This is a genomic window from Mammaliicoccus sp. K-M42 (genome assembly GCF_022386375.1).
In the GTDB taxonomy this organism is placed as follows: Bacteria; Bacillota; Bacilli; order Staphylococcales; family Staphylococcaceae; genus Mammaliicoccus; species Mammaliicoccus fleurettii.
In genome coordinates, this window is the sequence record NZ_JAJNIS010000019.1 from 24,238 (window position 1) to 43,051 (window position 18,814).

Genomic DNA, 18,814 nt, shown 5'->3' on the forward strand with positions numbered 1-18,814 from the left:
TTATCGCCTCAATTGATCATGAAAAAATTAAGGCAGAAAATAAAAATAAAATAGCTTATATTTTTTCAATTTGTTTAGTGATAGGAACAATTTTTATTGCGATGGGTTATATAATTAACGATTTCAACTTTTATTTATCTATGTTAATGATTTTAATTGGTTTTGTAATATTAGCAATGTTCTACGTTATTTTCTTCAAATTTAATAAGTGATTTTTTTAGAATTATATTATTTGATATACCTAAAAAATGATAGTATGAAATAAAAAAGGAGTCTTAATTACGACTTCTTTTTTATTTATGATATAAGGAGAAAGAAATTAAATGAAAAACAAATTAATTCTATATGATGCTGATTGTCTAGTATGTAATAGATTTATAGATTTTGTTATAAAAAATGATAAAAGAAATGACTACTATATTATTGATAATTCAAAAGAAACAATTTCTTTTCTACATAATTTTGATATTAAAGTAAAAGATGTTGATTCGATAAGAGTGATTGATGATAATAAAATACTATATTATTCAGATGCTGTGATTGATATTGTTAGTAATGTTAAATATAAAAGATTTAGTTATTTTAAGTGCATACCAAGATTTTTAAGGAATGGTTTATATAAGCTATTTGCAAGAAATAGGAAATATTTTCAAAAAAGTGCATGTAATTTACCATTAGAAAAAGATTTAAGTAAAATTCTTTCTGTAAAAAATGACAGAGAAAAGTTTGAAAAAATACTAGGTAATGGCTCTAAAGCTTTTCAAAAGAACTCTATTTAGAGTAGAAATTTGAGTCATATTCTTTTATAAAAGAAATACATACTAGCCTATGTATGTGAGTTTTCAACGAGTTCGTACAAACTATACAAAACTCCAGTCTAACGGAAATTAGATTGGGGTTATTTTAATTAATTTCTATTAAACAATCTATGTTTATCTTAATTACTTCTTCATCTTTAATTATTTCTAGTTTATTTCGTTCACTATCAATCTTATTAATTTCACATTCGATTGTTTTATAATAATCATTATCCCAATATTTAATTGTTGCTGGTGGGTCATAAATTAATTTTTGTGCTAAGATATTATTTAAATCTCTCTTAGCCATTTCATCTAGTATTGGTTTATCTACTTTACTTTGGTTCTTAATATGCTGATTGATGATTTCATATTGTTGTGGAACACTAGCAAACGGTTGCCACTTAATAACTTTACGACCTTGAGGTATGTTTGATTTTAGATATTGTTTAGGAATCTTGCGATAGTCCGTTTCGTAGCAATAAGGCTCAGGCATACTGGGATTTATCACTTTCATTTTAAACACCTTCTATTTGTTAGTAGTTCTGTTATACGAACAAGTGTTCTATTTTGTGAAGTAATACTATTGATATTATTTTGGTCACAAGTAGGTCACAAAAACACTGTAACAATGGTTGATACAAGGTTTTGAGAATCCCTCCATCTCCGTCATATAGTCTGTAACCGTTATGGTTGCAGGCTTTTTTTGTATGTGTAATGATTTTATAAGTGTATAATGAAGCTAAATATAAACTGAAAAGGGGATTTTTATGAGTGTTAATTTAAAGTTAATGCAAGAGCATGAATTTAAAAATTTTTACGAAATTTCTCTTAAAGAGTATGCGGATGAACAGGTGAAGAATGGCACATGGGATAAAGATGAAGCTGACAGTAAAGGTAGAGCGTATTTTGAAAAATTATTACCAAAGGGTTTGAATACGGAAGGTCATAAAATTTTCAATGTACATTCAGATAATGAAAAAGTTGGTATTTTATGGTTACATATTTTTGAAAAAGATAATACATTGAAAAGTTTTATTTATGATATAAAAATAGAAGAAATACATAGAGGAAAAGGGTTAGGGAAAGAAACGATGCAAGCTTTAGATAAATATTGCAAAAGTCATAAAATTGAAAGCATAAAGTTACATGTGTTTGGCCACAATAAAATTGCTTATTCATTATATGAAAAAATGGGATTTGAAACAACGAACTATTATATGGAGAAAAAATTATAGAAAACAAGTAGCGGAGTGATTGTGTTGTTGAAGTTAAAAGAAGCGCGTAATGTGTATTTAAAAGGTGGAAGTGAAGCTGTATTGTTATTACATTCTTTTACTGGAACAGTACGAGATGTAAAAGAATTGGCGACCTCATTAAATGAAGTTGGATACACTTGCTATATACCAGCGTATAAAGGACATTGCTTAAGTGTCGAGTCATTAATGAAATATAATACAGATGATTGGTGGCAACAAGCTCAGGATAGTTATCAATTTTTAGTAGATGAAGGCTATAAAGATATAAATGTTCTCGGTGTGTCTTTAGGAGGATTAATGTCTCTTAGACTAGCTGAAACGTGTGATATTAAAAAATGTCTAGTCATGTCAGTACCTAATAATCGCACAAGTGCCGATATAAAACGAAGACTATACAGTTATGGGAAAAGAATTAATCAAATTCAAAATTTAGAAACTGAAGAAAGTGAAAGACAACTTGCTTTAATTGATGATTATAATGAAGGTGCACATGTTTTTACGGAATTTATTGAGAATACAATGAAAAATTTGAAATCTATTCAAATACCAATTTCTATAATGTATGGTGAACGAGATCAAATAACTTATCAAAAGAGTGCAGAACATATTTATCGAGAAGTAGGAACGCATAATAAATTGCTTACTTCTTATGAAAAAGCCACGCATCTTATGACACGTAGTGCTGATAAGGACAAAGTAGAAAAAGATATTATCCGATTTTTAAATAATTAATTAAATTATACGAAAATGCTTTATTTTTGTATAAAAAAAAGATTAGTAACGATTTTGTAAAGTGCTGACGCCTGAGGGAATAGTATGCGTGAGAGACTACAGGCTCGAACCATACCCTCTGGCAAATGCACGAACAAAATTGTAAGATAAAAAAATAAGCATATCACTGTAAACTTTAAAAAATCAGTTTAGTGATATGCTTATTTATTTTGAGTTAGTATTTTTGTCCGAGATCGTTTTTTAAATAATTATAAGCCGCCTAATATGCCACTAATATAAACACCAAGTGCTAATAATAAACCAAATATTGTATTTGTTTTACCTGTTGCTGCCATCGCAGGCATCATTGTTTGCGGTGTATCGTTCTTATTAAAGCGACGTACTGCTTTAATTGGGAATGGTGCTGAAATAAGCACTAATAACCATAATATTGATCCATAAGGCTTGAATAATGCTAAGTAAATGACAAACACATATGAGAAAATGTATAAAATAGCCATAGTCATAATTGAAATTCTTTTTCCGACTAAGATAGCATACGTTTTTCTACCACTTTGTTTATCTTTTTCTCGGTCTCTAATGTTGTTAGCTAAGTTGATTAATCCGATTGTGATAGATACAGGTATACTTAATAATGCTGGATAAAAACTTAATGTACCAGTTTGTATGTAGAATGAGATCATTACAATTACGAATCCCATAAAGAAACCGGCGAATATTTCTCCAAATGGTGTCCATGATATAGGATAAGGTCCACCAGTATAGAAATAACCAATAGCCATACAAACGAGTCCGATTGGTATTAATAACCATGTACTTTGCATGCAAATATATATACCTAAAATTACTGCGATTATATAAAATGCTATGGCTAAGTTATATACGGATTTTGGTGACATACCGTTTCGTACAATAGCACCACCAATACCAACAGATGTATGATCATCTAAGCCACGTTTATAGTCGAAATACTCATTAAACATGTTTGTTGCAGCTTGTATTAATATGCTTGCTAATAACATAGCTAATACTACTGAAATTTTAATGGATGCTTCAGCACCTGTTAAAAATATCTTTGATGCCGCTGTTCCTAGCAATACTGGTACAAATGAAGCAGTAAGCGTATGTGGCCTCATTAAATGATAATATTTTTTTATGCCTGAATGCTGTGATAAATTTTGTGACATTTATTTACCTCTTATTTATTAATATTTTTGACAGTATTAGTATATGCTTTCGACATCAATTGGTCAATCACTGTATTTGTGTAATATTTTAATATATATTCTATTTATAAAGTACAATATTAACGCATGTTATGTTAAAAAATGATAAAATAAGAAGATAGATATTTTTCGGAAAGAAGTGGAAATGTAATGGCCTTGAGGACCGATTTGAAGCAAAAAATGATTTCTGAAATCGATGGAAATAAAAATTATATTTCAGTTGAAATTGAGCTTCAATATCAACCAGATTTAATCCATTTATTAAGGGAAGAAATCAATTATATTGGACAACGTTTTTATTACAAGTCAAAAGATTTCAAATTAGAAATGTGTGGTATCGGCTATTTATTAGAAGCTAGATACTCACATTTAGAGCACGATGAAATTTATGAGTATTGGCAAAATATTAAAGAACAGTTAAATACGGTAATTATGCATGATGATAAACATCATTTGAAATTCTTTGGAGGATTTCAATTTTCAGAGCATTCTTTAACTAATGAGTGGAAAGATTATGGAATGAGTCATTTTGTTTTACCAAAATTTTTGATTACAAAAGAAAATGGTCGTTGTTACTTAACATATACTGACGATAACAATAAATTTGATATAGAAAATATTGAACGCATATTAAATGCTATCGATTCAAAAGCTCAAACGGGAGTATTATCAGAACCTTCAGTTGTAGAAAATAAAGACATTCAAAGTGAAGAATGGAAAGATTTAGTAACAAAAGTTGTATCATTGATGAATGAGTCAGTTGCATTGCAAAAAGTTGTATTATCTCGAAGAAGAAAAATTGAATTTCAAGATGATGTTAATGTTGAAGATGCTTTGCAAAGATCTCTTGATAGCAATGAATCTAGCTATTTATTATTATTTGAATCTGGTAAATCACAATTCATATCACAAACACCTGAACAACTTTGTCAAATAGATAATGGCAAATTATATACCAATGCAATAGCTGGAACAATTATTAGAACTGAAGATGAAAGTGAAAATAACAAATTAAAAGCTGAACTTTTAAATGATTCTAAAAATCAATTCGAACATCGTTATGTTGTGGATAGTATTATTCATGATATTCAATCGTTTACTAAACAATTGGAATACGATAAAAAGCCAACGATTTTAACAAATAAACATTTATATCATTTATATACAAAGATACAGGCAGATTTATTATCCGAAAATGTTTTAGAAATCGTAAATCAATTACATCCTACGCCTGCTCTTGGAGGATTTCCAAAGGTAGAAGCTATTAAATTTATTGAGCATGAAGAATTTGGCACTAGAGGTTTCTACGGTGCACCTTTAGGTTATATTGATTTAGATAATAATGGGGAATTTGTTGTTTCAATTCGCTCAATGCTTGTAAGAGGAAATGCAGCAACATTATATTCTGGTTGCGGCATCGTTAAAGATTCGAATGCAATTTCAGAATTTGAAGAAACAGATTTAAAATTCAAACCAATGTTAAAAGCGCTAGGAGTGATGTAGATTTGAGTACACATACTGAAAGTTTAACAAAACAAGTGTTTACATTTGTTTCTAAATTATACGAATATGGTGTTGATGATGTCGTAATTAGTCCAGGGTCAAGATCTACGCCACTTGCGATTGCTTGTGAGAGACACCCTCATATTAAAACGTGGATACATCCCGATGAAAGAAGTGCTGCTTTCTTCGCATTAGGTATAATCAAAGCAAGTCAGAAACCAGTTGCGATCATTTGTACTTCAGGTACAGCAGCTTCAAATTATACACCTGCAGTTTCAGAAGCATTTATAAGTAGGTTACCACTTGTCGTTGTGACGAGTGATAGACCACATGAACTTAGAAATGTTGGTGCACCACAAGCAATTAATCAAATTAATATGTTCCAAAATTTCACTAAGTTTCAATTTGATATGCCTATTGCAGATGAAACTGAAGGTACAATCAATGCAATAAACATGAATATGATAAAAGCTGAAAAACATTTCGTAGGACCACAAAGAGGTCCTGTACATTTTAATTTTCCATTTAGAGAACCGCTTATTCCTAATGTGAAACTTAGAAGATATTTATCTTCTAAGAGAAAAATAGCAACGAAATACCAAAAATCAATTGATTTTTCAAATATACAAACATATATTGAGAAACCACGTGGAATCGTCGTAGTAGGAGATACACAAGGGCAAGATTTATCACAAATTTTAACTTATTCAGCCATTCATAATATACCTATTTTGGCAGATCCATTGAGTAATTTAAGAAAGTTAAATCATCCAAATGTTATTGCTACTTATGATGCACTTTTTAAAGGTGGTTTAAGTATAGAGCCACAATTTATTATAAGAGTTGGACAACCAGTTGTTTCTAAACATTTAAATAATTGGTTAAAAGATGTTAAATGTCCACAAATACTCGTACAAAATAATGCTACACCAGATGCTTATCCAAAAGTACCAACACTTTCTGTAGAGTTAAGTCCAAATGACTTCTTTAGACAGGCACAAGATGTGACGCCAACTCAAAATAAAAATTGGTTAGAAAAATGGATCACTATGGATAAAGAAGCTAGAGCATTAATAGAAAAGTATATTCAAGAAGAAACTGACGAAGGTGCTGTTGTAGGCAGTTTATTGAAAAAAATGTCTTCAAAAGATACTGTTTTTGTTGGTAATAGTATGCCAGTTAGAGATGTAGACACATTCAATTTAGATTCTAAAGCTGAAATTGCAGCTAATAGGGGTGCTAATGGCATTGACGGTGTTGTATCAACTGCTTTAGGGATGTCTGTTTATAAAAAAGTAACATTAGTTATTGGAGACATTTCGTTCTTCCATGATATGAACGGATTAATAATGAGTAAGTTGCATGATTTAGATATTACCATCGTATGTTTGAATAATAATGGTGGGGGCATCTTTAATTATTTAGCACCGAAAGATGAAGCGCCAGAGCATTTTGAAAAATTATTTGGAACGCCTTTGGATTTAGATTTTCAACATGTTGCTCATTTATATGAATTAGGATATGAAAAATTTGAAGATGTGGCTGAGTATAAAAGACAAACTTTACCTCAATTTGGTTCATATTTATATGAAATTTTAACGAATAGAGAAGAAAATACAGAAACACATAGAGAACTATTTGAAAAGATGAAAGGTATACAATATGTTAACTCACCACGTTAAGCAGTTAGATATTGATAAACCTACAATTTTATTGTTACATGGATTTATTAGTGACCATACAACTTTTCATTTAGTTGAAGATGCAATTATCAAACAAGGTATTAATGTGATATCTATAGATTTACCAGGTCATGGTGATGATAAATCAAGTTATGATAAACAATGGTCTATGGAATTTATTGCAGATAAGATTAAAGAATTGATTGCACATCTAGAATTAAAGACGGTCTATTTACATGGATATTCAATGGGTGGACGTGTTGCATTAAGCTTTGCAATTCAATATCCTGAATGGTTAAATGGTCTTATTCTAGAAAGTGCAAGCCCTGGTATAGAAAATAATAAAGATAAGCTTAATCGAATAGAAGTAGATAAAACTAGAGCTGAATATATACAAAATATCGGGATGACAAAGTTTGTAGAAGAGTGGTCACAATTATCCTTATTTGAAAGTCAGTCCATTCTTTCCCATAAAGAAAGAAATCGGATAAAGAAAATGAGACTCTCTCAATCTCCCGGTGGATTGAGTAAAGCTTTAATTGATTATGGAACAGGTGCTCAACGATCTTATTGGGATAAATTAAATGATCTTGATTTACCTACATGTATTATAGTAGGTGAGAAAGATAAAAAGTTTATAGAAATAGGTAAACGAATGCACGAATGTATTAAAAATAGTAAATTTCAAATTGTTAATGATGCTGGGCACACAATTCATGTGGAACAACCAGAAAAGTTTGATACAATAATAATAGAATTTATTTTAGGAGGCAAATTATGTCAAGACAATGGGAAACTTTAAAAGAATATAAAGAAATTAAATATGAATTTTTCGAAGGTATCGCAAAAATCACAATAAATCGTCCAGAAGTACGTAATGCATTTACGCCATTAACAGTACAAGAAATGATTGATGCATTTTCTAGAGCAAGAGATGACCAAAGAGTTGGATCTATTATCTTAACAGGTGAAGGCGACTTAGCATTTTGTTCAGGTGGAGACCAATCAGTACGTGGACACGGTGGTTATGTGGGTGAAGATCAAATCCCTAGATTAAACGTATTAGACTTACAACGCTTGATTCGTGTTATTCCTAAACCAGTAGTAGCAATGGTTAGAGGATATGCAATCGGTGGTGGTCACGTATTGCATATCGTATGTGACTTAACAATCGCAGCTGAAAATGCAAGATTTGGACAAACTGGTCCTAAAGTAGGTTCATTTGATGCTGGATATGGTTCAGGTTATTTAGCAAGAATCGTTGGACATAAAAAAGCTCGTGAAATTTGGTTCTTATGTCGTCAATATGATGCAAAAGAAGCAATTGATATGGGACTTGTTAATACAGTAGTGCCATTAGACAAAATAGAAGACGAGACAGTGCAATGGTGTAAAGAAATGATGCAACACTCACCAACAGCATTACGCTTCTTAAAAGCGGCAATGAATGCAGATACAGATGGATTAGCAGGATTACAACAATTCGCTGGCGATGCAACATTGTTATATTATACTTCAGACGAAGCAAAAGAAGGTCGTGATGCATTTAAAGAAAAACGTCAACCAGACTTCGATCAATTTCCTAAGTTTCCTTAATATAGATAGGGAGTGGGACAGAAATCTAATTTTATAAAAAAGATTTCGTAGTCCCACCCCGGCAAGGATGACTAGGATTGAAAAAGCTTGATATAAGCGCATGTTCAATCCAGTCATCTACTGCCAATACAATGATAAGAGGCAGGGACAATTAATTTGTCCCTGCCTCTATTTTGTTATTATTGATCTTTATAATAAATGCTTCTTAATAACTTGTTCGATTATGGTTGGTATTTCTTCAAAGGCACTTTTCATATTGATTCTTTCAGTAACTTGATGTGCATCTTTTCCAATTGGACCGATATTAATAACAGGCGCACTTATCTCTTTAATATCGTTAAATGGAATAAAGTAAGATTCGTTAAATACGGGTGTTTGGTTAATATAACTTTCAAAGCCTAAATCATCTAGTCGATATTTTGCATAGCTTAAATCACTAATACCATTAAAGAAATATTGTCTTTTAGAAACTCTATTAAATTTAGATAATGAAAGATCACTAACAGTTTCTACTATTTCATCTATGAATGGATCTTCTGATGAGTGTGCAGCTGGATAATAAGGTGGTGCAAAGAATGTAATAACACTAGGGCCGAGTCCTTTTAACATATGCATGAAGCGGTCAGTAATTTCTATTGATTGCGCTCTTTCATCATGAATTTGCTCAATGACTTCTTTTATTAGATATTTAATATGTGCTTCACCAAATTCTTTAATTGCTAAATCTTTTAATTCTTTATAGCTTAAAACATTTATAGATATATTTTTATTGAAACCTTCAGATTTTAATTTATCTTGAAAGGTTTTTTCGCAAATTGATACAGCATCTTTTACTACATCATTAAATATTGTGAAGACATCTTCTGCATTTCTATTAAATAAAAATACATTATATAAAGCAACTGTTCGAAATGGTGTTTGTACATCATAATGGTCTTTAATATCTCGACTCATTAGTGATACTGGAAGTGGTGTCACTTCGTTTTTATAATGTTCTTTAAAAAGATTGCTATATTCCATCTTACTATTGATAAAGCTTTGTATATAATTTGAACTGATGCCATTTAAAGGCTGTCCTACATGTGTTTCTTTACCATAACAAAGTGCAGATGGCATAATTTTACCTATTGTGCCTGAATAAACATAATGGTTATCATCATGTTCTGCTTGTGAAAATGTAGGCTCACTGTTTAAATGTAAAGCTATTTCTAAATTATCTTCTTTTCTAATTTGATTGATTCTTTCAACAGCTTTATGCATGCCTAAAGATTCAACTTCTTCATCTGGAACTGAAACAACGATAATATTGATGTCCCATGACTCTTGTATTGCTTTTTCAATTAAAGACATATGTATCATTAGACCAGGTTTCATATCCATAGAGCCACGGCCAAACAAATAATTATCCGAACTGAGATCTTCTTTAGCATTTGAAGATAAATATTTACCATCTTCACGAAAAATATCTGTTATATTATCCATATCAAATGCTTCACTTTTATATTCACTATAATCGTCTATGCCAACAGTATCAAAATGACTAATACATATGAGCGCTTTTTTAGTTTTTGGTGCTTTATAATATGCAAGTACTGCATGTCGACCATCCCCAGTCGGTTGCAAAATCACTTGTTCATTATTATTTTTGAAATAATCGAGTTTTAAATATTGTTCTTTTAAAAAGTATGGAAATGTTCTTTCGCCTTCTGAATGTGTAATGGAATCATGTTTAACCAAGCTTTTTAATAAATTTCTTCGAGTTTCAAATGTTTGCCATAAAAAGTTCATTGAAATTCATCCCCTTTAAAATAGTTCTTGAATCATTCTTTCCAATCTATTTAAGCCTTCTTCAAGCGCTTTAATGTTGTATGCATAAGAAATTCTTATATATCCTTCACCAATATGAGTGAAAGCTGAACCAGGCACAATTGCAACGTGATAATCTTCAAGTGCTTTCATACAAAATTCATAATCACTTATACCAAATTGAGAAATTTTAGGAAAAATATAAAAAGCTCCTTGAGGCTTTTCGTTCAGAATAAATCCCATATCAATTAAACGTTTATATATGTAATCGCGACGTTCAATATATGCTGAGTTCATTTCTTTAGGTGAGTCAACAGCATTAGTAAGTGCTTCTATTGCAGCGTATTGACTCGGTACATTTGCACAAATACAGTTATATGCATGCACAAATGTCAGTTGTTTCATCACATACTCAGGTCCTAGTAGAAATCCGATTCGTAAACCAGTCATAGAGTGAGATTTGCTTAATCCGCCTAACAATATACACTGGTCTTTAATAGCATCATATGAAGCAAATGAGGTATGTTGTTGACCAAACGTATTTTCAGCATAAATTTCATCACTTACTACATAGATTGGATAATCTTTGAACACATTAACCAGTGATTCAACTTCATATTGATTTAACGTAATACCAGTAGGATTGTTTGGATAATTCAATAAAATGGCTTTAGTTTTATCTGTAATATGAGATTTTACTAATTCAGGTGTTATTTTTAAACCGCTTTGGGTAGTATCTATGTATATAGGTTTAGCTCCTAATAATTCAATTAATGGAACATAGCCAGCGTATACAGGTGAGGGAATTAACACTTCATCTCCTTGTTCAAGTATACCTCTCAACGTAGTATCAAGCGCTTCACTAGCACCATTAGTAATTAATATTTCATTCGTATTAAAATTTGAACTGAATCGGTTTTTATAATAAGATTGGACGACTTTCCTTAGTTCTAACAATCCGGCATTATGAGAATAAGTCGTAAAGTTACGATCAATAGCTTGTTTCATTGCATCTTTAACACTTGTTGGCACTTTGAAATCAGGCTGACCAACTGTTAAGTTAATGACATCATCAATTTCAGGTATACGGTTGGAGATAGCTCTTATTCCAGATACTTGAAGTTGAGATGCAAATTTATTTAATGGTAATTGCATTTTTTTCACCTCTTCAAAACGATAATTTTATTATAACGATAAAAAGAGAACAAATAAATGAATATAGCAAAAATTTTGAAAACGTATTACAATAAGAGAAACATTACAATAATAGGGGATGTTTATATGGTGAACTTAACAAATATGAATCAACGATTAAAGTTATTACTTTCATTAAATATTTTTGAATGGTTACCACATCCAACTTTTGTACTTATACAAAATAATGATGAACAATGGATGATATCGTTTGAAGAAGATTCAATACATATATGTAGAGCAGAAGCTCAGTTACCACATTTTCATCGATATTACTTTGGACAAGATAATCGCCTTATTAAAAATGCACAATTTCATATTAAATTTAAATCAAAAGAAGAGCTCTCACTTGATGAAAGAAAATTTGTTTCAGATTTTATGCAACCAACAGCTAAAAAAGAAAATCCTATATTGTTTATACAATCAGACACACCTTATACTCAAGAGTGGATTGATTATTTAACTTATTTATTAAGTGCGAGTTATGAAGTGTTAGAAAACTTATATAATAATAATCACGAACTAGCACCCGTAACGCATAAACATGTTCAAATACCAGCATATCTATTAAATCAAGAAGATAAATATATCGGAACTATTTCATATGAATCATTACTTAGGTAAAAATTGAATATAGTTTTAACTATAAAAGAGGGTAGGACAAATTAATTTGTCCTATCCTCTTAGTCATTAGGAGCCCCATATTCACACAAGTCAGTAGAAGTGTAAGCAAGGGTAGCCATATTTACATAAGTTGAGAGAAGTGTAAGCAAGGGTAGGTATATTCATACAAGTTGAGAGAAGTGTAAACAAGGGTATCTATATTCACACAAGTTGAGGAAAGTGTAAGTGATTTTTATAAGAAAAAAGAGCAGAAATTCATTTTTAAAAATGAATTTCTGCTCTCAGAGTGTCGACAAAGTCTTAGACTTTGTCGGCATTTTTTTATGCGCATGCTTTCCGCGGGCATGTTCTCAGCCTGTAGTCTTCGAAACATGCTTTTCCCGCAGGAGTCAGCGCAAAAAAATACCAAATATTAACAAATTATTTTATAATATAGATGAAATTTTATTTAGGAGTTGATTCTATGTTAAATAAATCTACTGATAAGCGCGACCAATATGAAATGATTTCTGTTTCTGAATTGGTACCTAAAAATCATTTGTTAAGAAAAGTTGATAAAGTATTAGATTTAAACTTCGTTTATGACCTTGTAGAAGATAAATACTGTTTAGATAACGGGCGCCCTTCTATTGATCCCGTAATATTAGTCAAGATATTACTTATTCAAAGATTATTTGGCATAAAATCAATGAGACAGACTATCAAAGAAATTGAGACAAACGTAGCTTACCGTTGGTATTTAGGCTTCAGCTTTCTTGATAAAGTACCACACTATGGTACTTTCAGTAAAAATTATACAAGACGATTCCATGATACTGACTTGTTTGAACAAATATTCGAGAGAATATTACAAATTGCGATTAAGCATAATTTAATTGACCACTCAACATTATTCATTGATTCAACGCATATAAAAGCTAATGCGAATAAAAATAAATATATTAATCAAGTTGTGAAGAAAGATACATTACATTTCCAAGAAGAACTTAATAATGAAATCAATCAACAAAGGTTATCACAAGGAAAAAAGCCTTTAAAAAGTAAGAAGAAGGAGGAATTTAAAAACAAGAAAGTCAGTACTACAGATCCAGATGCTGGCTATTATGTTAAAGGTGAAAGAGAGAAACAATTTGCGTATAGCCTACATAGTTGTGTAGATAGAAATGGTTTTATAATTGATCAACATGTGACACCTGGAAATGTTCATGATAGTACACAGTTGAAACCTATGGTTGAAAGATTAGAAGAAAAAAATATGTTACCAATCACATTAGCAGTAGATTCCGGATACAAAACACCATTCAATGCTCATTATTTACTTGGAAAATCAATTGTACCTGCAATGCCATATACAAGACCAAAAGGAAAACCAGGAATATTTAAGTCTAAAGAATTTATTTATGATGAATATTACGATAATTATATTTGCCCGAATGATGAAGTACTTACTTTTAAAAGAACGATGCCAACAGGTCATAGATTATACAAATCGAATCCGATTAAATGTAAATCATGTCCACTATTAAATAAATGTACGGAAAGCAAAACCTATATTAGAGAAATCCGTAGACATGTTTGGCAAGATGATTTAGACATAATCGAAGATTTAAGGTTTATAGATACAATTAAAAAAGCATATAAATTAAGAAGTCAAACAGTAGAAAGACGATTTGGCGATGCAAAAGAACAGCATGGTATGAGATGGACTAGATATAGAGGTATTAAAAAAGTATCCATGGACACCACGCTTATTTGTGCTGCCATGAATCTTAAAAAGTTGGCGATGTGGCTCGTAAAAGAGCCACAAACAGCCTAGTTTAAACGCAGTTTAAGCTTAAATTTAATAAAACATACTTATTAAAACAAAAAAACAAACTGAACTTATAAATTTAAGTTCAGTTTGTCCACAGTCTGAGAGCAGAAATTCATTTTTAAAAATGAATTTCTGCTCTTTTACTTATTTATTTTTTTTAGGTGGTTTTTTTAAATTAACAACTGGATTAGCATAATGTCTAACTATATCACTACTGAAGAAGTACACAATTGTTATTGTAATAAGCACAATTGCTACCCATACATACGGTTGATCTAATAACATTCTATCCCAATCTTTAGAACGGAATAATCCAACGAATAGTCCATGAAGTAAGTAAATAAACATTGTTCTTGAACCAATATAAGTTAATGGTAATTTTCGTTCTGGTATTAAATTCATAAAACTTAAAGTTGAAACAAAGATAACAACGTAAATAAATAATCTCTTCAATGCACTGTAAACATCAACATCGCCTTCGAGTGCTGAATATGGTTTACTTCCGAATAACCATTCAAAGTTATAGTCAGTTAATAAATAAGCAATAAAAATAACTAATAAACTTAATGTAGAAAGCCATAAGTATTTTTTATTTCTTAAAATAAATGACTGTTCTTTATTGATATAATAACCTAATAAGAAAATAGGGAAGAATACAAATGTTCTTGATAGACTAAGTTTTGCATTAATAAAATCAAAGTAGCCAACTATCAAACCTACTAATATAGCAACTGCAAATGTTATATATGGATTGAAGTTTCGTACAAAATGTAAAATAACATGCCATGAAAATAAGCTGACTAGGAACCACATAGCCCATTGTGGGTCAAACGGACTAATGTTTAAAGTATCATCTCTATCTATATAGTAATAATATAACCCATAAAACAATTGGAATATCAGATAAGGTAACAATAGCTTAATGGTAACTTTTTTTATGTAACCAGGTTTACCAACACTTTTTGCGAAAAATCCTGATATTAGAACAAAAGCGGGCATATGGAAACTATAAATAAACATATATAATGCTTTAAATAAATGACTGTCATTAACATATGATCTTGTTAAGTGGCCAAATACAACTAGTACTATTAAGAAAAACCTAGCGTTGTCAAAATAATGATCTCTTTCTTTACCGTTTGCCATGAAAAGTACTCCTCTAAATCGATTGTCTACAGTTTTCTTGAAACGTAGATTATAAATTAAAACTTCTGAAAGTACAAATAAAATTATTTAGAAATAATAAAAAAATCAAACCAATGCCTTAAAAGACATTGGTTTATTCAGTATTCATTTAAGAATTATGATTTATATTGATCAACATCATAGAATTGACCATCAGTTTGAATTTGTTGATAGAAGTCACTAATACGTTTTGCGTTAGATTTTGAAAAATCTACGCCAGTTGCATATTGGTGTACGCCTGGTTTTTGTGGATTAAATCTCATTTTATAAAGTGTATTTTGTCCTGCTTTAATATAATTGTTTGCTATAAATTGAGCGCCACCGAATATAGCTTTTTCTGGTGTGTTCCATCCAGCTTGTTGTGCATATTTGATACCACCGTATAATGCATTCTTATCGATCGCACCTACACCAAACATATTATAGTATTTAGTTTTTGAGTTTAAATCAACTTTTCCATTTTTATCAATATTTCCACCATTTGCTAATTGACTTGTTCCATTACCAGTCTCTAATAGTGCATGTGAGATTAAATAGATTTCATTAATACCAACAGCTTTTGATGCTTGACTAAATGCATTACCTTGGTTTTCTAAAATGCCTTTACCTCGAAGTAATTCATTTAATTTAGATGGAGAAATATTTTGTGATTTATTTAAATCTAAGAATTGATACTTTTGAACTGGATCATTCACATACTTGCTTGTATCCATTGCATCTTTAACTTCTGCTCTAGTAGCATTTCTAATACCACTTGGTAATACTTTTTTAGGCTCAGATCCATTTCTTAACGCCATTTGAATATCAACAGCTTGATCAAGAGTATATGGACTAGTAGAAATATTTGTAGCCTCTGTTGCTAGTTGTAAATATTTAGAATTAATCCATACTGTTTTACCATTAAGTAAACCTTTATACCAAAGTTCATTTCCAACTTTTTGTGAAGAAATAACTTTAAAGTACGCATATTGATAATTTTGTAGTGACCCTAATAATGTAGATTTAGACTCATTCGGTTGACTATAGAAATAACCAGTATTATCAAAGATTAAATAATTAGTATAATTTTCTTTTAAATTCATTGGTTGATTGTTTACAACATTGGATTTAATAGCATTAGTCTTTTTAGGTTGAGCAGGCGTAACTTGTTTTACTGGTTTAGGTTGAACTCTGTTAGTTTGTAATTGTACATCGTTAGCTTTAACCCATCCTAAAGGAATTGCATTGTTATCTTGTAATAAATAATATGTTTGATTATTGTATGTTGATTGTTTACCAATCTTAAATGTTCTACCAGCTTTATTCATAGCAGGTACTGTTTTTTGATCATAAACAGAAGTATAAACACCAGAAATATTGTTATTAACCTTACCAACATAATTAACTCTAACCGTTTTCGCAACAGGTTTCGTTGTAGGCTTCGCAACAGGTCTAGTTGCAGGTTTCGCAACAGGCTTAGTTGCAGGTTTCGCAACAGGTTTAGTTGCAGGTTTTGCAACAGGCTTAGTTGCAGGTTTTGCAACAGGCTTAGTTGCAGGTTTCACAACAGGCTTAGTTGCAGGTTTTGCAACAGGCTTAGTTGCAGGTTTCACAACAGGCTTAGTTGTATTCTGTAATTGAATATCACTAGATTTAACCCAACCTAATGGAGTACCTTTAGTATCTTGTAATAAGTAGAACACTTGGTTATTATATGTTGATTGTTTACCGATATTAAATGTTTTACCAGCTTTATTCACAGCAGGTTTAGTTGTTTTGTCATAAACAGAACTGTAAACGCCAGACGCATTTGTATTAACTTTACCTTTATAGCTAACAGCAACAGTTTTAGCTGTGCTTGCAACAGGTTTAGTTGCAGGTTTTGCAACAGGCTTAGTTGCAGGTTTCGCAACAGGTTTAGTTGTTGGTTTCGCAACAGGTTTAGTTGTTGGTTTCGCAACAGGTTTAGTTGTTGGTTTCGCAACAGGTTTAGTTGTTGGTTTCACAACAGGTTTAGGCGTTGGTTTAGTTACAGTCTGTAATTGAATGTCGCTAGATTTAACCCAACCTAATGGAGTACCGTTATTGTCTTGTAATAAGTAAAACACTTGGTTATTGAATGTTGATTGTTTACCAATATTGAATATTTTACCAGCTTTATTCGTCGCTGGTTTTGTTGTTGTGTCATATACAGAACTATATACACCAGATGCATTAATGTTCACTTTACCTTTATAGTTAACAGCAACAGTTTTAGCTGTGCCTACAACAGGCTTAGTTGGTTTAGGTTTAGTGACTACTGGTTTAGTAGGTTTAGGCGTTGGTTTCACAACAGGCTTAGTTGGTTTAGGTTTAGTGACTACTGGTTTAGTAGGTTTAGGCGTTGGTTTCACAACAGGCTTAGTTGGCTTTGGTTTAGTTACTATTGGTTTACTTGGTGCAGTTAGAGTACCTGTTTTGTACTGATACTTCTCATGCACTAAATCTACAAGTTCATTAAATGTATAGTTGTTTTCAGCAAACCAGCCGTATGGATCACTATGATTTGTACCACCTAAATATTTTGATACAGCATCATGTGACCATAAAGTACCATTACCATCGTATTCAGCACTATCAAATGGTAATCCATAATAAGCTAAATTAGTGGCAATATAATCAGCATAATTATTGATAGAACGTGCGAAGCGATCACCGCCATAAACACGAACAAGTTCAACATGTATGAAACGTTGGTTAGCAACACCACCAGCACCCCAAGCAAGATAGTCTGTTGGAGCAACTTCAATAATGTTATTGTCATCAATGAAAGCATGTACAAATGCATTTTCATAATTATTTTTCATGTATGCAATTTCACCATGAATAGTTGAATTAGGATTTGCCGTTTCATGAGCAATAACACCTTCAGGTTTGCCAACACCATTACGATAAGGAATTTTAGGAATATGGCTAGAAAAGTCTTCAACATAATTAGGTACAGCATAATTATTACTTCTAATTTGATTATTAATCGTTGAGCTAACAGCGGCGTTGTAAGTACTTCTATATGTTGAAGTAGGAATACTGCGTGCTGATCTAGCTGCAAAAGTTCTAACTTGTGGCTTAACATTAGCACTTTCAAGTTGAACATTTTGATTATTATCAATACTATTTGATTCTATATCGTTAGAAGTGTCATCTTGGTCATCAAAATCAAAATTATATTCATCGTCAGAAGTGTTCTCTTCTGTATCTTGAGCAACTTCAGAGCTATCTTGATCATCAACATCTTGAGAAGAAGTTTCGTCAGAATCTACAACATCTGTAGTATCTTCAGAAGTATTGTCTTCTGTATCTTGAGCAACTTCAGAGCTATCTTGATCATCAACATCTTGAGAAGAAGTTTCGTCAGAATCTACAACATCTGTAGTATCTT

At 31.1% G+C, this 18,814-nt stretch carries 15 protein-coding genes; 9 read left to right on the top strand and 6 right to left on the bottom strand.

Annotated elements, in window-relative coordinates; translation table 11 throughout:
• The first annotated feature begins 323 nt into the window (after window positions 1-323).
• Window positions 324-779 (top strand): thiol-disulfide oxidoreductase DCC family protein, encoded by a 456-nt coding sequence (locus LQ668_RS09750; RefSeq protein WP_107509596.1) that lies wholly within the window; start codon window positions 324-326, stop codon window positions 777-779.
• Window positions 780-903: 124 nt separating this feature from the next.
• Here LQ668_RS09750 and LQ668_RS09755 read toward each other — a convergent pair whose 3' ends face one another.
• Window positions 904-1,314, bottom strand: coding sequence for a YolD-like family protein (locus LQ668_RS09755; protein WP_107509597.1), 411 nt, complete (start codon window positions 1,312-1,314; stop codon window positions 904-906).
• Window positions 1,315-1,567: 253 nt separating this feature from the next.
• On the opposite strand from LQ668_RS09755, the gene LQ668_RS09760 reads away from it, so the two are divergent.
• A complete protein-coding gene (locus LQ668_RS09760; protein WP_107509598.1) occupies window positions 1,568-2,035 on the top strand; it encodes a GNAT family N-acetyltransferase in 468 nt (155 codons plus the stop codon).
• Window positions 2,036-2,059: 24 nt separating this feature from the next.
• Complete coding sequence (locus LQ668_RS09765; RefSeq protein WP_107509599.1) at window positions 2,060-2,788, top strand: alpha/beta hydrolase; 729 nt, start codon at window positions 2,060-2,062, stop codon at window positions 2,786-2,788.
• 248 nt (window positions 2,789-3,036) lie between these two features.
• On the opposite strand, the gene LQ668_RS09770 is transcribed toward LQ668_RS09765, so the two are convergent.
• Window positions 3,037-3,975 carry a 1,4-dihydroxy-2-naphthoate polyprenyltransferase gene (locus LQ668_RS09770; protein ID WP_107509600.1) on the bottom strand — a complete coding sequence of 313 codons (939 nt, stop codon included), beginning with the start codon at window positions 3,973-3,975 and terminating at the stop codon, window positions 3,037-3,039.
• Window positions 3,976-4,164: 189 nt separating this feature from the next.
• Between LQ668_RS09770 and LQ668_RS09775 the strand changes: the two genes are divergently transcribed.
• From LQ668_RS09775 to menB, 4 genes are read left to right on the top strand one after another with little or no spacing between them, the layout of a single operon-like run.
• Window positions 4,165-5,517 carry an isochorismate synthase gene (locus LQ668_RS09775; RefSeq protein ID WP_078356723.1) on the top strand — a complete coding sequence of 451 codons (1,353 nt, stop codon included), beginning with the start codon at window positions 4,165-4,167 and terminating at the stop codon, window positions 5,515-5,517.
• A 2-nt stretch (window positions 5,518-5,519) separates the two neighbouring features.
• The gene (gene menD, locus LQ668_RS09780; RefSeq protein WP_078356724.1) at window positions 5,520-7,199 is read left to right on the top strand and encodes a 2-succinyl-5-enolpyruvyl-6-hydroxy-3-cyclohexene-1-carboxylic-acid synthase; all 1,680 of its coding nucleotides are present in this window, start codon (window positions 5,520-5,522) and stop codon (window positions 7,197-7,199) included.
• Entirely contained in the window at window positions 7,180-8,001 is an 822-nt protein-coding gene (menH, locus tag LQ668_RS09785; protein WP_107509601.1) for a 2-succinyl-6-hydroxy-2,4-cyclohexadiene-1-carboxylate synthase, read from the top strand. The genes menD and menH overlap by 20 nt, the downstream gene beginning before the upstream one ends.
• On the top strand, window positions 7,974-8,795 hold the full coding sequence (gene menB / locus LQ668_RS09790) for a 1,4-dihydroxy-2-naphthoyl-CoA synthase (protein WP_174221881.1): 822 nt from the start codon (window positions 7,974-7,976) through the stop codon (window positions 8,793-8,795). Before menH ends, menB begins: the two co-directional genes overlap by 28 nt.
• A 189-nt stretch (window positions 8,796-8,984) precedes the next feature.
• Here the strand turns inward: menB and LQ668_RS09795 are convergent, their stop codons facing one another.
• On the bottom strand, window positions 8,985-10,583 hold the full coding sequence (locus LQ668_RS09795; RefSeq protein ID WP_119634457.1) for a M20/M25/M40 family metallo-hydrolase: 1,599 nt from the start codon (window positions 10,581-10,583) through the stop codon (window positions 8,985-8,987).
• 15 nt (window positions 10,584-10,598) lie between these two features.
• Complete coding sequence (locus LQ668_RS09800; RefSeq protein ID WP_078356728.1) at window positions 10,599-11,756, bottom strand: aminotransferase class I/II-fold pyridoxal phosphate-dependent enzyme; 1,158 nt, start codon at window positions 11,754-11,756, stop codon at window positions 10,599-10,601.
• A gap of 126 nt (window positions 11,757-11,882) precedes the next feature.
• On the opposite strand from LQ668_RS09800, the gene LQ668_RS09805 reads away from it, so the two are divergent.
• Together LQ668_RS09805 and LQ668_RS09810 are read left to right on the top strand one after the other, a co-directional pair.
• Window positions 11,883-12,419, top strand: a complete 537-nt coding sequence (locus tag LQ668_RS09805; protein WP_078356729.1) for a hypothetical protein — start codon at window positions 11,883-11,885, stop codon at window positions 12,417-12,419.
• A gap of 463 nt (window positions 12,420-12,882) precedes the next feature.
• Complete coding sequence (locus tag LQ668_RS09810; protein WP_218702794.1) at window positions 12,883-14,235, top strand: IS1182 family transposase; 1,353 nt, start codon at window positions 12,883-12,885, stop codon at window positions 14,233-14,235.
• Between the two features lie 141 nt (window positions 14,236-14,376).
• On the opposite strand, the gene LQ668_RS09815 is transcribed toward LQ668_RS09810, so the two are convergent.
• Window positions 14,377-15,378 carry an acyltransferase family protein gene (locus tag LQ668_RS09815; RefSeq protein WP_078356730.1) on the bottom strand — a complete coding sequence of 334 codons (1,002 nt, stop codon included), beginning with the start codon at window positions 15,376-15,378 and terminating at the stop codon, window positions 14,377-14,379.
• 155 nt (window positions 15,379-15,533) lie between these two features.
• On the bottom strand, window positions 15,534-18,814 hold a 3,281-nt coding region (locus LQ668_RS09820), incomplete at its 5' end, for a GW dipeptide domain-containing protein (protein WP_239738373.1).

Bases quoted from the DNA above. Each gene is read 5' to 3' on its own strand.
- LQ668_RS09755 (WP_107509597.1), bottom strand. From the start codon at position 1,314: ATGAAAGTGATAAATCCCAGTATGCCTGAGCCTTATTGCTACGAAACG.
- LQ668_RS09775 (WP_078356723.1), top strand. From the start codon at position 4,165: ATGGCCTTGAGGACCGATTTGAAGCAAAAAATGATTTCTGAAATCGAT.
- LQ668_RS09800 (WP_078356728.1), bottom strand. From the start codon at position 11,756: ATGCAATTACCATTAAATAAATTTGCATCTCAACTTCAAGTATCTGGA.
- menH (WP_107509601.1), top strand. From the start codon at position 7,180: ATGTTAACTCACCACGTTAAGCAGTTAGATATTGATAAACCTACAATT.
- LQ668_RS09760 (WP_107509598.1), top strand. From the start codon at position 1,568: ATGAGTGTTAATTTAAAGTTAATGCAAGAGCATGAATTTAAAAATTTT.
- LQ668_RS09750 (WP_107509596.1), top strand. From the start codon at position 324: ATGAAAAACAAATTAATTCTATATGATGCTGATTGTCTAGTATGTAAT.
- LQ668_RS09805 (WP_078356729.1), top strand. From the start codon at position 11,883: ATGGTGAACTTAACAAATATGAATCAACGATTAAAGTTATTACTTTCA.
- LQ668_RS09770 (WP_107509600.1), bottom strand. From the start codon at position 3,975: ATGTCACAAAATTTATCACAGCATTCAGGCATAAAAAAATATTATCAT.
- LQ668_RS09795 (WP_119634457.1), bottom strand. From the start codon at position 10,583: ATGAACTTTTTATGGCAAACATTTGAAACTCGAAGAAATTTATTAAAA.
- LQ668_RS09815 (WP_078356730.1), bottom strand. From the start codon at position 15,378: ATGGCAAACGGTAAAGAAAGAGATCATTATTTTGACAACGCTAGGTTT.
- LQ668_RS09810 (WP_218702794.1), top strand. From the start codon at position 12,883: ATGTTAAATAAATCTACTGATAAGCGCGACCAATATGAAATGATTTCT.